This window comes from Methylobrevis pamukkalensis, from assembly GCF_001720135.1.
GTDB classification, from domain to species: Bacteria; Pseudomonadota; Alphaproteobacteria; order Rhizobiales; family Pleomorphomonadaceae; genus Methylobrevis; species Methylobrevis pamukkalensis.
Genome location: NZ_MCRJ01000013.1, coordinates 20869 through 35268, shown reverse-complemented (window position 1 = coordinate 35268; position 14400 = coordinate 20869). Strand labels below are relative to the sequence as shown.

General features: G+C 69.2%; 12 protein-coding genes and 2 pseudogenes. 7 read left to right on the top strand and 7 right to left on the bottom strand.

The features are described 5' to 3' along the window. Positions 1-62: 62 nt before the first annotated feature. Genes A6302_RS03795 through A6302_RS03780 form a run of 4 tightly spaced genes read right to left on the bottom strand, consistent with a single transcriptional unit; the run spans position 63 to position 3580 of the window. Positions 63-1049, bottom strand: coding sequence for an autoinducer 2 ABC transporter substrate-binding protein (locus A6302_RS03795; protein ID WP_069305924.1), 987 nt, complete (start codon positions 1047-1049; stop codon positions 63-65). Between the two features lie 31 nt (positions 1050-1080). Next, positions 1081-1851: an ATP-binding cassette domain-containing protein gene (locus tag A6302_RS03790; protein WP_069305923.1), complete on the bottom strand. Its 771-nt coding sequence runs from the start codon at positions 1849-1851 to the stop codon at positions 1081-1083. A 46-nt stretch (positions 1852-1897) separates the two neighbouring features. After that, entirely contained in the window at positions 1898-2770 is an 873-nt protein-coding gene (locus A6302_RS03785; protein ID WP_083255489.1) for a nitrilase family protein, read from the bottom strand. Positions 2771-2806: 36 nt separating this feature from the next. Continuing rightward, entirely contained in the window at positions 2807-3580 is a 774-nt protein-coding gene (locus A6302_RS03780) for a glutamine amidotransferase (RefSeq protein ID WP_425349110.1), read from the bottom strand. Positions 3581-3909: 329 nt separating this feature from the next. Here A6302_RS03780 and A6302_RS03775 point away from each other — a divergent pair, with 329 nt between their 5' ends. The 5 genes and pseudogenes from A6302_RS03775 (at position 3910) to A6302_RS03755 (ending at position 8370) form a co-directional block, all read left to right on the top strand. Then, positions 3910-4950: an ABC transporter substrate-binding protein gene (locus tag A6302_RS03775; protein WP_210183256.1), complete on the top strand. Its 1041-nt coding sequence runs from the start codon at positions 3910-3912 to the stop codon at positions 4948-4950. 8 nt (positions 4951-4958) lie between these two features. Then, entirely contained in the window at positions 4959-5669 is a 711-nt protein-coding gene (locus A6302_RS03770; protein ID WP_069305921.1) for a M24 family metallopeptidase, read from the top strand. Between the two features lie 20 nt (positions 5670-5689). After that, complete coding sequence (locus A6302_RS03765) at positions 5690-6472, top strand: ABC transporter ATP-binding protein (RefSeq protein ID WP_069305920.1); 783 nt, start codon at positions 5690-5692, stop codon at positions 6470-6472. Continuing rightward, positions 6462-7148 (top strand): annotated as a pseudogene (locus tag A6302_RS26005) (ABC transporter permease); the annotation flags it as partial. The gene A6302_RS03765 and the pseudogene A6302_RS26005, both read left to right, overlap by 11 nt. A gap of 154 nt (positions 7149-7302) precedes the next feature. Then, positions 7303-8370, top strand: coding sequence for a LacI family DNA-binding transcriptional regulator (locus A6302_RS03755; RefSeq protein ID WP_083255488.1), 1068 nt, complete (start codon positions 7303-7305; stop codon positions 8368-8370). Between the two features lie 34 nt (positions 8371-8404). On the opposite strand, the gene A6302_RS03750 is transcribed toward A6302_RS03755, so the two are convergent. From A6302_RS03750 to A6302_RS22645, 3 genes are read right to left on the bottom strand one after another with little or no spacing between them, the layout of a single operon-like run. Next, positions 8405-9049 (bottom strand): response regulator transcription factor, encoded by a 645-nt coding sequence (locus A6302_RS03750; RefSeq protein ID WP_069305918.1) that lies wholly within the window; start codon positions 9047-9049, stop codon positions 8405-8407. Beyond that, positions 9046-10515 carry a histidine kinase gene (locus A6302_RS03745; protein WP_069305917.1) on the bottom strand — a complete coding sequence of 490 codons (1470 nt, stop codon included), beginning with the start codon at positions 10513-10515 and terminating at the stop codon, positions 9046-9048. The genes A6302_RS03750 and A6302_RS03745 overlap by 4 nt, the downstream gene beginning before the upstream one ends. Then, positions 10512-11060 (bottom strand): hypothetical protein, encoded by a 549-nt coding sequence (locus A6302_RS22645; RefSeq protein WP_069305916.1) that lies wholly within the window; start codon positions 11058-11060, stop codon positions 10512-10514. The genes A6302_RS03745 and A6302_RS22645 overlap by 4 nt, the downstream gene beginning before the upstream one ends. A gap of 390 nt (positions 11061-11450) precedes the next feature. Here A6302_RS22645 and A6302_RS03735 point away from each other — a divergent pair. Continuing rightward, positions 11451-13342 (top strand): annotated as a pseudogene (locus A6302_RS03735) (methanol/ethanol family PQQ-dependent dehydrogenase). A 154-nt stretch (positions 13343-13496) separates the two neighbouring features. Continuing rightward, positions 13497-14339: a methanol oxidation system protein MoxJ gene (gene moxJ / locus A6302_RS03730; RefSeq protein ID WP_069305915.1), complete on the top strand. Its 843-nt coding sequence runs from the start codon at positions 13497-13499 to the stop codon at positions 14337-14339. The last annotated feature ends 61 nt before the right edge of the window (positions 14340-14400 follow it).

Sequence of the window (14400 nt, the reverse complement as noted above, 5' to 3'; positions counted from 1 at the left end):
ATGAGACGGCGCGCGGCCGTCCGGCACCTCGGGAGACGAGGCGGGGACGGCCGCGCGGGCGGTCAGAAGTCGAACTGGTCGACGTTGTCGGCGGTGAACACCGCCGGCTCGCCGAGCAGCAGGATGCCGGTCGCCGGATCATAGGTGGTCGGGCTGTCGAAGCCCGGCAGCTGGACGCTTGCCTCGAAGGGCTTGCCGTCGATCAGCTGCTTGCCGGCCCAGACCGTGAGGTAGCCGAGCTTGGCCGGGTCCCACAGCACCGAATAGCCGAAGGAGCCACTCTTCAGATAGGAGCGGGCGGTGTTCGGGCTGCAGTAGCCGGTGCCGATCACGCTGCCGATCTTGCCGGCGGTCTCGATCGCCTGGCCGACGCCGGGGCAGGTGGTGGAGGCGACGCCGATGATGCCCTTGAGATCCGGGTTGGCGGCCATCAGGTCGGTGGCGATCTGGGCCGCGCGGTCGGCGGCGCCGCCCGCATACTGCGGCTCCAGCAGCGTCAGCTTCGGATACTTGTCCTTGGCGCGCTCCTGCATGAAGCCGATCCAGGCGTTGAGGTTGGAGGCGGTCGCCTCGCCGGAGACGATGGCGACGGTCGCCTCCTCGCCGACCCGCTCGACCATCTCGTCGATGATCGCATAGCCGAGGCCCTGGTCGGTCGCCTGCGCGACGTAGACGGCGCGGCCGGAGTCCGGCGCGTCGCTGTCGGAGGTGAACAGCTTGACGCCCTTGGCCTTGGCCTGCTCGACCACCGGGGCGATGGTGGAGGCATCGAGGACGCTGACCGACACGGCGCCGACGCCCTGGTCGATCAGGTTCTGCACGATCTGCAGCTGGTCGACCGGGTTGGTGTCGACCGGGCCGGAGTAGATGAACTCCACGCCGAGGTCGGCGGCGGCCTTCTTGCCGCCCTCCTCCATGGCGTTGAAATAGGGGATGCCGATCAGTTGCGGCACGAAGGCGACGGTGTTGGCCGGATCGGCGCTCGCCGGGAGGGCGCCGGTGGCGAGCAGAGTCGCGGCGAAGAGGGTGAGTTTCAGCTGGCGCAGCATGGTCGAGTTCCCGTTCTGGTTGGACGTGCCGTCATTGCTGTTTGTCGAGTGCCCGCACGTCCGGATGGGCACCCGTGATCAGGGAGACGATCTCCTCGGGGTCGGTCGCGTCGCGGCGGCGTTCGGCGACCTTGCGGCCACGGCGGAACACGGCCATGCGGTCGGAGACCTCGAAGACGTCGGCGATGTTGTGGCTGATCAGGAGGACGGCGCAGCCGCGGTCGGCAAGCCGCCGCGTCAGGTCGAGCACCTTGCGCGTCTCGGCGACGGCGAGTGCCGCGGTCGGCTCGTCCATGATCACCAGCCGGGCGTCGAGATAGAGCGCGCGGCAGATCGCCACCGCCTGGCGCTGGCCGCCCGACAGGCTGCCGACGGGGGCGTCCGGATCGGAGATATGGGCGTCGAGTTCGTCGAGCAGGCGCCCGACGACGTCCTTCATCTCGCGGCGACGCAGGAAGGGCACCCCGGCGACCCGGCGCACGATCTCGCGGCCGAGAAACACGTTCTCGGCAATCGAGAGATTCTCCGACAGCGCCAGCTCCTGGAAGATCGTGGCGATGCCGACGTTCGCGGCATCCTGAGGCGAGGCGAAGGCGACGGGCGTGCCGCCGATCGTCAGCGTGCCCTCGGTCGGGGCATGGGCGCCGGCCAGCACCTTGATGAAGGTGGACTTGCCCGCGCCGTTGTCGCCGAGCAGCGCCAGCACCTCGCCGGCATTCACGTCGAGATCGACGCCGGACAGGGCGGTCAGCGCGCCGAAGCGCTTGGTGAGGCCCCTGGCCTCGAGCAGCGGTGTCGGCATGGTCCCTCAAAGCTCCTGTTGCCGGTCCGGATCTGTCCGTGCCCGGTCAGTACCAGCCGGGCCGGACGCCCGTGCCCAGCATCTCGTCGTAGACGTCGGTGCGCCGGTCGCGCAGCACCTGGTTGAAATCGTTCCAGTTGCGCCGCCGCCGGGCCTCGGCCACGTTGATCATGGCGAGCAGGATCTCCTCGCGGTCGGGGCTTGCCGGCCCTGCCACCGGCCAGCCGGTCTGGGCGACGATCAGGCTCTGGCCGATGAAGGGCTGGCCGCGTTCGGTGCCGACCCGGTCGGCGGCGACCACGAACACGGAATTGCTGTGGGCGGCGCCCATGACGATGATGTTGGCCATCGCCTCGCGCGTCGGGTCCTGGCCGGGGATCGGCACCCAGTTGGTCGGCACGCACATGATTTCGGCGCCCTGCAGCGCGGCGAGCCGGAAGCTCTCGGGAAACCAGCAGTCGTAGCAGATGTGGCAGCCGAGCCGGCCGAGCGGGGTCTCGAACACCGGAAAGCCGAGGTCGCCGGGCGTGAAGTAGAGCGCCTCGTCCCCCCAGAGGTGAACCTTGCGATAACGGCCGATCAGGCCGCCGGGACCGACGATCACCGCCGAATTGAACAGCTTCTCGCCGTCGCGCTCGGTGATGCCGGCGACGATGTGGACGCCGAGCCGGGCCGCTGCGGCCATCCACGCGGCGGTGCTCGGCCCCTCCGGCACCGGCTCGGCCAGCGCCCGGGCTTCGGCCCGGGTCTGGAACACGTAGCCGGTGTTGCACAGCTCCGGCAGCACGATCAGTTGTGCCCCGGCGGCGGCCGCCTCCTCGATCAGTTCGAGGCCGCGGGCGACATTGGCGGCCGTCTCGCCGATCCGCGGCTCCATCTGGATCGCGGCGACCGTGACGGGGGCTTCGGCAGGCTTCATCGGCTCGGATCCTCGTCGGCGGGCGGGAGATGCGCGTCAGTCGCGGGCGGTCAGCCAGTCCAGCATCTGGATCACGAGCTGGCGGAAGCCCGGCCAGGCCACGAAGTCGTTCGGCAGCCAGTGCGGGCCGATGTCCGAGGTCCAGACCAGCGTGCGACCGAGGCCATGACGGCCGGTGACCAGCAGCGGATGGCCGCCTTCGTCGTCGGGCAGCGCGGCGATCAGCTCCACGTCGGGGCCGGCCTTGATCCGCACCTCGTTGGCACCCAGCAGCAGCGGCCAGTCGGTGCCGAGGCCCGCGACCACCGGATGCTCCGGCTTCAGCACCTTCGCGGTGAAACCCTCGGGGATCTCGAGCCGGTCGTCATACGGCAGGCATTCGACCGGCAGCGCGGCCTCCACGGCCGTGCGGGCCCAGCGCGCCTTGCCGTCGATGCCCTGGAAGCTGAAATAGCCGCCGAACATGGCCAGACCGCCGCCGGTGGCGGCGTAGTCGCGCAGCAGCTTGAGGCGGTTCGGCACCGGCTTGCCGTGCAGCCAGACGTCCGGATGCAGCAGCAGCGAGTTGGCGCCGACGTCGGAGAGCAGGATCGCGTCATACTCGGACAGGCCGTCGAGGGTGAAGGGCAGCGCCTCGACCGCCACATGGGCGGCCATGTGCTCCACCGCATAGTCGCTGTCGGCGAGCAGCTTCAGCAGGGGGCCGGCGCCCGAATGGAAGGTCACGCTGCCGAACTGGTCGAACCCCTTGTAATGGGTCGCCGAACTCATCCAGGTCTCGCCGACCAGCAGCACTTTCTTCTTGGTCACCGTCTGCTCCTTGTCTTGCTGGCCCGTCATCGGGGGATGCGTCGGCGGATCGTCATCACCGGCCTCTGGCCGGAGGCGACCCGTCGAGCCTCGGCCAAGCCGTGCCTTCTGCGGTCTGCTTGCGCCGGATCGGCGCCTGAACCGTTTCGATCTACGGCCAGCTTAGACTCGAACCGTTTCGATCATCAAGCCGAAGTTTTCGACATATTGCCCCTTTTTGCAGCGCAAAATGCGCAAGATTGCCGCTTGTCGGAAAAATTGAAATGGTTCAATCATTGTGCAACACCGCTCGGCGGGCCAGTCCGCCGGCGTAATGAAGGGGACCCGACATGACCCTCGATCGCCGCAGCTCCGCCTCCTCGTTTTTCCGCCCATCCCGCCGGATGGCGACCTTCGGCCTTGCGGCCGGGCTCGCCGCCGCCGCGCTCGGCCTCGGCGCGCCGTTCGCGGCCACCCCGGCGTCGGCCGCCACCAAGGTGACCTTCGTCCAGGAGTGGCCGGTCGCCGACGGCTTCTGGATCCCGTGGATCCTCGGCAAGGAAAAGGGCTTCTACGCGGAGGAGGGCATCGATCTGGAGATCATCGCCCCGCCGACCGTCGCCGACACGATGAAGTTCCTCGGCACCGCCAGCGCCGACGTCGCCTTCACCACGGTGATGGACGTGATCTTCGCCAAGGAGCAGGAAGCCCCCGTGATCGCCATCGGCCGCTATGGCCGCAGCAACAACTGGGGTCTGCTCAGCAAGGCCGGCAAGCCGGTCGATCTTGCCGGGCTAAAGGGCAAGTCGGTCGGCATCTACAACGACGCCTGGAGCATGGCCCAGCTCTCGATCATGCTGAAGAGCGTCGGCCTCGCCCCGACCGACCTCACCCTCGTCACCGCCGCCGACGACACCGTGCCGCTTCTCCTGCAGGACCGGGTCGACGCCATCACCGGCATCACCAATGCCGAGGGCACCGGCATCCAGGTCGCCGGCGAACAGAAGGCGGAATTCCTGCCCGCCATCGACCACGGCGTGCCCAACACCCCGATCTTCATGCTGGCCGCCAACACCGACTGGCTCGCCGCCAATCCGGAGCTGGCCAGGGGCTTCCTGCGCGCCACGCAGAAGAGCATCGTCTACGCCATCGCCAACCCGGATGAGGGCACCGCCGCCTTCGCCGCGGCCTACGCCAAGGCCTATGATCCGAAGTTCATCTCCACCCAGTGGGCGGACACCATTCCGCTGTTCGGCACCCCCGGCGCCGACCTGATGGTGATGAGCGACGCCGACTGGAGCGCGCTGCTGGCCGCGGTGGGCGAACTCGGCATCGTCAAGGCCGTGCCGGAGGCGACCAGCCTCTACACCAACGACTACCTGCCGAAGTGAGCCAGGCGATGGCCGATCCGGCGTCCCGCCTCGTTCCGGCCTGGACCTATCGTCCCGGGCCGGACGTCTCCCCCGCGCCGCCGCCCGGTCTGGTGGCGGCGCAGGCCCTCGCACGGTCGGCGGCCGCGGCCGGCCTTGCGGCGGCAGCCCCCGGCGTCACCGAACAGGCGATCGAGGCGGCCGCCGGCGCCCATCTGCGTGCCGCCGGCATCCAGCATGTCTGGACGATCACCAACGTCGGCGTCGGCGCCAACGCGCATATCTGCTTTCCGACCCATCCGCCGACCGATCTGGCGGTGGCGGAGCGCGATGTGGTGATGATCGACATCCACCCGGTCACCGCCGACGGCTTCTGGGGCGACTGCACCCGCTGCCGGGTGATCGGCGACCATCCGGACGCCGTCGCCGCGCTCGCCGATCTGGAGGCGATCCACCGCGAGGTGCTGGCCGCCTGCCGGCCCGGCATGCCGGCCTGCGACCTGTTCGGGATCGCCAGCGCCCGGCTGGCGGCCGAGGGCTTCGAACTGCTCGACCTTCTCGCCAACATCGGCCACGGCCTGTCGCCGGGCGCGGCCTATCTCGGCGGCTTCATCGATGCGGGCAACGCCACGCCGATGTGGGGCGCCTGGGCGATCGAGCCCTTCGCCGCCCGCGGCGGCATCGCCGTCAAGGTCGAGGATCTCGTCTGGTTCGGCCGCGACGCCTGCGTCGTGGTCTGACAACATCAAAGGAACCCGCGATGGCGCAGGCTGCAATCCCCAAGCTCGCGCTCGACGGCGTCGGGCGGACCTTCGGCGAGACGGTGGCGCTGGCGCCGACCGACTTCACCATCGCCCCCGGCGAATTCGTGTCGATCGTCGGCCCCTCCGGCTGCGGCAAGAGCACGCTGTTCAACATGGTGGCCGGCGTGCTGGCCCCGACCGCCGGCCGAATCCGCATCGACGGCGACGATGTCACCGGGCAGACCGGCCGCGTCGGCTACATGCTGCAGAAGGACCTGCTGCTGCCGTGGCTGACCGTGGTCGAGAACATCGTGCTCGGCGCCAGCCTGCGGGGCGGGGCCACCGCCGCCCAGCGCGCCGAAGGCGTGGCGCTCGCCCGCCGCTACGGCCTCGGCGACTTCATCAACCACTATCCGGCCGCGCTCTCCGGCGGCATGCGCCAGCGCGTGGCGCTGATGCGCACGCTGGCGATGCACCGCGACCTGATGCTGCTCGACGAGCCCTTCGGCGCCCTCGATTCCCAGACCCGGCTGGCCATGCAGCAGTGGCTGCTCAGCGTCTGGGCCGAGCAGCAGCGCACCGTGGTCTTCGTCACCCACGACATCGACGAGGCGATCTTCCTCGCCGACCGCGTGGTGGTGATGACGCCGCGCCCGGGGCGCATTGCCGAGGTGCTGGCGGTGCCGATCGAGCGGCCGCGCCCGCTCGCCTGCCTCACCGGCGAAGCCTTCGTGGCGATCAAGCGCCGCATCCTCGATCTCATCTACACCGACGCGGGGACGCTGACCCATGCAGCCTGACCTCTCCCGCCGCCGCCGCCTGCTGCTCGGCGTCCTCGGCCCGGTCGCCGCCGTGATCGTCGTGCTGGCGACCTGGGCCTTCTCGGTCTGGTATTTCGCCATCCCCGCCTATGTGATGCCCTCGCCGGCGCGCACCTTCGCCGCGATCGCCGCCGACTGGCAGACGCTCGTCACCGGCCTGCGCATCACCTTCGTGGAGTTCATCCTCGGCTTCATCCTCGGCGCCGGCGCCGGCTTCCTGTTCGCGGTGCTGATGGACGCGTCCTCGGTGGTGCGCGGCGTGCTCTATCCGATCCTGATCGCCAGCCAGGCCGTGCCGATCATCGCCATCTCGGCGGCGCTGACGATCTGGCTCGGCTTCGGCCTTGCGCCCAAGCTGGTGATCGTCGGGCTGGTGGTGTTCTTCCCCGTGGTGGTCAACGTGCTCGACGGCCTCGCCTCGGTCGACCGCGACATGCTCAATCTTGCCCGGTCCATGGGCGGCGGGCGCCTTGCCATCTTCCGGCTGGTCAAGCTGCCGGCGACCTACACGCCGCTGTTCTCGGCGCTGAAACTGTCGGCCACCTTCTCCGTCACCGGCGCGGTGATCGGCGAATGGACCGCCTCGACAAGCGGCGGGCTCGGGGCCTATCTTCTGCAGGCGAATTCTCGCCTCAACACGGCCGGCACCTTCTCGGCGATCATCTTCCTCGCCGGTCTCGGCGTCGCCGCCTTCCTGCTCGTCGTTCTGTCGGAACACCTGATGACACCCTGGAAGTCCTCCCCGAGGCGCGGCGCTGGTCGCGCTCCTACTGGCGGGAGACCGCGGCCGCCCGGACACCGACCGAAGGATGAGCGACGACGAGACGATCCCGGCGCCCGCACGGGCCCGGCCGGCGCGGCGGCTGACGATCCGCGACGTCGCCCAGTCGGCCGGCGTGTCGATCGGCACCGTCAGCGCCGTCCTCAACGACAGCGCCGTGGTGGCCGCCGACACCCGGCGCCATGTGCAGCGGATCATCACCGAACTGGGCTTCGAGCCCAACAATTCGGCGCGCAGCCTCAAGCGTGGCCGGATCTCGTCGATCGGCTTCATCGTGCCCGATCTCGGCAATCCCTTCTTTGCCGCCGTGGCCGAGGGCATCCAGACCGCGCTGGTCGGCCGCGACGTGCTGCTCGTCCTGTGCATGACCGGCGCCCGGCCGGAGCAGGAGGAATATTACGCCAAGGTGCTGCGCACCCAGCGGCTCGACGGCGTCGTCTACCTGTCGGGCACCGGCATGCCGAGCGCGTCGCTGATGGAACTGGCGCGCAAGGGCGCGGTGGTGTTCGTCGACGAACGGCTGCCCGGCGTCGACGTGCCCTTCGTCGCCGCCACCAACCGGCTCGGCGCGCGCGGCGTTGCCGCCCATGTCATCGCCGCCGGCCATCGCCGCATCGCCATCGTCAGCGGCCCGCCGCGCCTGTGGACCAGCGAGCAGCGCCTTGCGGGCTTTCGCGAGGCGCTCGCCGGAGGCGGGCTCGATCCGGACGGGGCAGTGGTGTTCGAGGGCGACTACGAGGAGGCTTCGGGCTATGCCGCCGCCAGCCGCCTGCTCGGCGCGGCGCCGGCCGGGGAGCGGCCGACCGCGATCCTCTGCGCCAACGACCTGATGGCCATGGGCGTGATCCGCTACTGCCGCGAGGCCGGCCTGTCGATCCCGCGCGACCTCAGCGTCACCGGCTTCGACGACATCCCGTCGTCGGCCTTCCTCGACCCGGCACTGACCACGGTCGCCCAGCCGGGACGGGAAATGGGCGCCGCCGCCGCCCGCTGGCTGCTCAACCTCTCCGGCATCGACACCGCCATGCCGGCCCGAACCGAATTCGAGACCCAGATCGTCCTGCGCGACTCGGTCGGGCCGGTTGCGGGGGCGTAGGGCGGCGGTCCGGGGCGTCGCGTTTCGCCCGCCCTCACGCCCGCCGCGCCGTTCCGGAAAACCGCTGGATCGCCTTGTAGACGAGGTCGGGCAGGGTGTCGGCGTCGAGCTTGGATTTGAGGGTCGAGCAGACGTTGGCCACCGTCTTGTAGCTGACGCCGAGTTCCTCGGCGATCTCGCCGTAGGACCGCCCCTCCGCCAGCAGCGACAGGATCTCCTGCTCGCGCCGCGTGAAGTCCGCAAACGCCGACCGGGCCGCGCGCTCGGGGGCGAGCGCCACCTCCATGGCAAGATCGGAGGCGATGTAGCGCTGGCCGGCGCGCACCCTGTCGAAGGCGATGGCGATCTCGCCGGGCGGGGCGTCCTTGTGGACATAGCCCGTCGCCCCGGCGGCAAGCGCCCGGCGCACCACGTTCGGATCGCGGTGCATGCTGAAGACGAGGATCGGCCGGGGCGGGTCGGCGGCGCGCAGGCGGCGCACCAGGCTGAGGCCGGCGAAGGCCTTGCGGTCGAAGGACAGGTCGACGATCACCACGTCCGGCCGCTCGCGGCGCCACAGGCGGAAGGCCTGCAGCGGCCGGGAGGCGGTCAGCACCTCGCAGGCCCCGCTTTCACTGAAGATCTGCCGGCAGCCCTGCAGCACGATCGGATGGTCGTCGACGACCAGGATCTTCGTCATCGTGCGTCGCTCTTTCCCATGCTTGTCACCGCCGCGTCGTCGCCGACCGGGAGCCGGATCTCCGTGCGCGTCCGGCCGTCCGCCCGGTGCGGCGGCATCCAGGCCCCGCCAAGCGCCGCGACCCGTTCGGCAAGGCCGATCAGGCCATAGCCCGGCTTGGCCACGGCCTCGGCCGGAACGCCGCTGCCGTCGTCGGTGACGACGACCGCGAGCCGGCGCCCGCCGGCGTCGAAGCGGTCGTCGATGGCCACCGTGATCCGCCGCGCCTCGCCATGGCGGATCGCGTTGAGCACGCTCTCCTGCACGAAGCGGTAGACGGTGAGATCGATCGCCTCGCCGTAGCTGCCGGTCAGCGTCCCGGCCTCCAGATCGATCCGTGCATCCGGGGCAAACCGCTTCACGCTGGCGATGCCGTCCTCGACGAGGTCGGCGACGCTGACCTCGCCGAGCGACATCGGCCGCAGGTCGGAAATGATCCGCCGCGTCCGCGTCTGGATCGCCTGCGCGAGGTCGGCGAGCGAGGCGAGATCCGCGCCGAGCCGGTCGTCGCCGGGGCGCTCCCGGCCGAGGCGGTCGATGGTCGCCCGGAGGCCGAACAGGTAGGGGCCGAGTTCGTCGTGGAGCTCGTGGGCGATCTGCTGGCGCTCGGCGTCCTGGATCCACAGCAGCCGGCGGGTCAGCTGCTGGTTCTCCTCCTCGCGCCGCGAAAGGGCACAGGCCACGTCGTTGAAGCGGTCGGTGAAGGGGCGCAGTTCCGGGATGCCGGGGTCCGGCAGCCGGACGCTGCCGCCGCCGTCCTGCAGGCGCAGCAAACCGTCGGAGATGACCCTGAGCCGGCTGAAGATGTGGTTGAGGGCGATGAAGGACACGCCCACCAGCACGAAGGTGTAGGCGATGGTGATCGGCATCACGAGGCGGAAGTCGTCCCAGACCTCGAGGATCTCGTCGAAGGAACTGCTCTCCAGCACCAGCGTGTAGACGTCGCCGCCGGGCAGGGCGACGGCAAGGTCGCGGCGGATCGGCTCCACGTCGATCAGCGCGACGAACCAGTCGGGCGGCGCGCTCTCATCCTCGTCGTCGTCATCCTCGACGCTGCCCTCGGCCGGGGCCGCCGCGGGCAGGACCCGCCCGTCGGGGTCGAGCACGGTGATTCGCACATGGCGGGCGCCGGCGTCGGCAAAGGACAGGCGTTCGACCCGCTCCGCCGTGTTGCCGGGCCGCTCGGCCTCGCGCTTGCGGGCGTCGAGCACCTGGGAGGCGATGTCGAAGGACGCGCTGATCTCGCGCTCCACGGCGATCCGCGCGTTGAACACCAGCGCGGTGGCGAGCAGCAGCCAGATCGCGGCGCCAAGCCCCACCAGCGTCAGCACGATCTTGGTCCGCAGCCGCATCGTGGCGGCCGGCGTCCGGCTGCGGGATGCCGCCTCCCGGGCGGCGGCGGGCGTGCCGATCTCGAAGGTGCTCATGGCGTCGTCTCCCCTGCGGCAAAGCGCGTGCGGACCTCGTCCACGGCTGCCGCATGGCTGCGCCCGCCGCGCCTGAGTTCGATATAGGCCTGCGACACCACGCCGAACCAGAGCTGGCCCCCATGGACGGGGTGCAGCGTCAGGTCGGCCAGCACGGCCTCCGGACTCTCCGGGCTGCCGTATTCCCCGGAAACCTCGGCGACCTGGGCGACGCGGTTGGCCAGCATGCGCCGGGTGTCGTGATAGACGGCCTCGGCGCGGTCGAGGGCGGCGCCGAGGCGCGCCGCGCGCTCGGGAACGGAGCCCGGCGCCGCCGGGAAGCGTTCGGCAAGCCAACGCGCCGGCTCGCGCTCGTCGTCGACCGTCAGCCAGTCGCCGGCCGGCCATTCGTCGGCAGGCGCTTCGGCGGCCGAGGGGGGCGGGGACGCGGTCACCGGCGCGTCGTCGCAGCCGGCGACAGCCAGCAGGAAGACGAGCGCCGGCAGGGCGCGCCGCTGCCTGCGGGAGCGGGCCGATCTGCGGGCAAGTCGCTCCCCGTCGCGCATGGCAGGTGACCCTCGGCTCTGATGAGGTGGATGTCGGATGTCACGGAGATATCACCCGAGGTCCAAGTATAGGTGCGACATTCGGGCTCATACGAATTAAAAAAATGTAATACGACAACGGTTTCGCCAGAAAATCCCGGAAAATGGCGCCCGGACCCGTCTCGGAATCACGGTGTCCCACAGCAGTCGGGAAGTAGTTCCCGATCCTGCCTGGGAATAGTGCTCAAGACAACGCCGCCGCCCCATGCGAGCAAAACGACGGAACGGGAGCCCGGACAGCCGCGGACCCCCTGAACGGACGCGATCTAAATCGATGCGATCGTTCCCGGGGCCGCTGGAACCAGCCGGATGCGTTCTTCGAACAAGAAACCATTTTCGGGGGGAGATCCCATGGTTCGATACCAGTCGACAGTGTCCAAGGCCGTGGTGGCGGCGTTGATTGCGGGCGGCCTTGCGGCCGGCACGGGTGCCGCCGTTGCGAACGACAAGCTCGTCGAACTCGCCAAGAGCAACGAGAACTGGGTCACGACCGGTCGCGACTATTCCGAGACCAACTTCAGTCCGATGACCCAGATCAACAAGGACAACGTCAAGAACCTGCGCTCGGCGTGGTCCTTCTCGACCGGCGTCCTTCACGGCCACGAGGGCACACCCCTCGTCGTCAACGGCGTGATGTATGTCCACTCGCCGTTCCCGAACACGACCTTCGCCCTGTCGCTCGACGATCCGGGCAAGATCCTGTGGCAGCACAAGCCCAAGCAGGACCCGACCGCCCGCGCCGTCGCCTGCTGCGACGTGGTGAACCGTGGTCTGGCCTACTGGCCGGGCGACGGCGAGACGCCGGCGCTGATCCTCAAGACCCAGCTCGACGGCCACATCGTCGCCCTCAACGCCGAGACCGGCGCCGAGTTCTGGAAGATGGAGAACTCCGACATCAAGGTCGGCTCCACCCTGACGATCGCCCCCTACGTGATCAAGGACAAGGTGCTGGTCGGCTCCTCGGGCGCGAACTCGGCGTGCGCGGCTACGTCACCGCCTATGACGTCAAGACCGGCGAGCAGGCCTGGCGCGCCTATGCCACCGGCCCGGACGAGCAGATCCTGCTGGCGGACGACTTCAACATCCACAACCCCCACTACGGCCAGAAGGGCCTCGGCACCGGCACCTGGGAAGGCGACGCCTGGAAGATCGGCGGCGGCACCAACTGGGGCTGGTACGCCTACGACCCGGGCACGAACCTCTTCTACTACGGCTCGGGCAACCCGGCGCCGTGGAACGAGACCATGCGTCCGGGCGACAACAAGTGGACCATGACGATCTGGGGCCGCGACATCGACACCGGCGAGGCCAAGTTCGGCTACCAGAAGACGCCGCATGACGAGTGGGACTACGCCGGCGTCAACGTGATGATGCTGTCGGAGCAGAAGGACAAGGACGGCAACGTCCGCAAGCTCCTGACCCACCCGGACCGCAACGGCATCGTCTACACCCTCGACCGCGAGAACGGCGACCTGATCTCCGCCGACAAGCTCGACGACACGGTCAACTGGGTGAAGGAAGTCCAGCTCGACACCGGCCTGCCGGTGCGCGACCCGGAGTTCGCCACCCGCATGGACCACAAGGGCCGCGACATCTGTCCGTCGGCGATGGGCTACCACAACCAGGGTCACGACAGCTACGACCCCGAGCGGCAGCTCTTCTTCATGGGCATCAACCACATCTGCATGGACTGGGAACCGTTCATGCTTCCGTATCGGGCCGGCCAGTTCTTCGTCGGCGCGACGCTGTGGATGTATCCGGGTCCGAAGGGTGATCGCCAGGCCTACGAAGGTCTCGGTCAGGTGAAGGCCTACAACGCCATCACCGGCGACTACAAGTGGGAGGTCATGGAGCGCTTCTCCGCCTGGGGTGGCACCATGGCGACCGCCGGCGGCCTCGTGTTCTACGGCACGCTCGACGGCTTCATCAAGGCCCGTGACGCCGACACCGGCGAGCTTCTGTGGAAGCACAAGATGCCGTCCGGAGCGATCGGTCACCCGATGACCTACGAGCACAACGGCATCCAGTATGTCGCCATCTACTACGGTGTCGGCGGCTGGCCGGGCGTCGGCCTCGTGTTCGACCTGACCGACCCGACCGCGGGTCTCGGCGCGGTGGGCGCCTTCAAGGAGCTCGCCAACTACACCCAGATGGGCGGCGGCATCATGGTCTACTCGCTGGACGGCAAGAGCCCCTACACCGAGGACGTGAACGTCGGCGAGTGGAAGCCGAACAACGGCTGATCTCCGGCCTTCTCCGGCGGCGCCCGAAAGGCCGCCGCCGGAGTTCCACCCGCCGCGGCGGGTCCCAGTTCCAGACCAACAACATCGATGAACCGGCGCACGCGCCAGGACTCGAAAAGCCGGCGTTCACGCCACACCGGGTGAGGGAAACGTCATGATCAAGAGCACGACCTTGAAGCGGCTACTTGCCGGCGCGGCCGTGGCCGCCGCCGTTGTGGTGGCGGGCCCGGCGCTCGCCAAGGACAAGCTGCGCATCTGTGCCTCCACCAAGGAGGCTCCCTATTCCGCTGCCGACGGCAGCGGCTTCGAAAACCGCATCGCGGCGCGCCTTGCGGTCGCGATGGATCGCGAACCGGAGTTCGTCTACACGGACAAGTTCGCCATCTACATCGTCGGCGAGTTCCTCGACGCGAAGAAGTGCGACGTGGTGATGGGCGCCGACGTCGGCGACGAACGCATGCTGACGACCGCCCCGATCTATCGCACGGGCTATGTCTACGTCAGCCGCGAGGACAAGAACTTCACCGGCGCCAGCTGGAACTCGATCGCCGACACCGATTACGGCCGCTTCGCGATCCGCTTCTACACGCCCGCCGAGGTGATGCTGAAATATGCCGGCAAGTGGGAAGACAACGCGGCCTATCTCTACGGCCTGATCAACTTCAAGTCGCGCCGCAACCAGTACAACCAGGTCGCCGCCGACCAGCTGGTGTCGGAAGTCGCCAACGGCGGGGCGGATCTCGCCATCGCCTTTGCGCCCGACGTCGCCCGCTACGTGAAGTCGTCGCCGGTGCCGCTGCGCATGACGATGATCGAGGACGAGATCGTCCGCTCCGACGGCAAGACGATCCCGCTGCAATACGACCAGGCGATCGGCGTGCGCAAGGACGACCGCGCCCTGCTCGACGAGATCAGCGCGGCCCTGCCGAAGATCCGCGGCGACATCGACGCCATTCTCACCGAAGAGGGCATTCCCCTCCTTCCGCCCAGCAGCTGAACGGACCCGCAGCGACGGCCGGCCTTGCCGCGACCCGCCGCTGCCGACCGGATTCCAACAA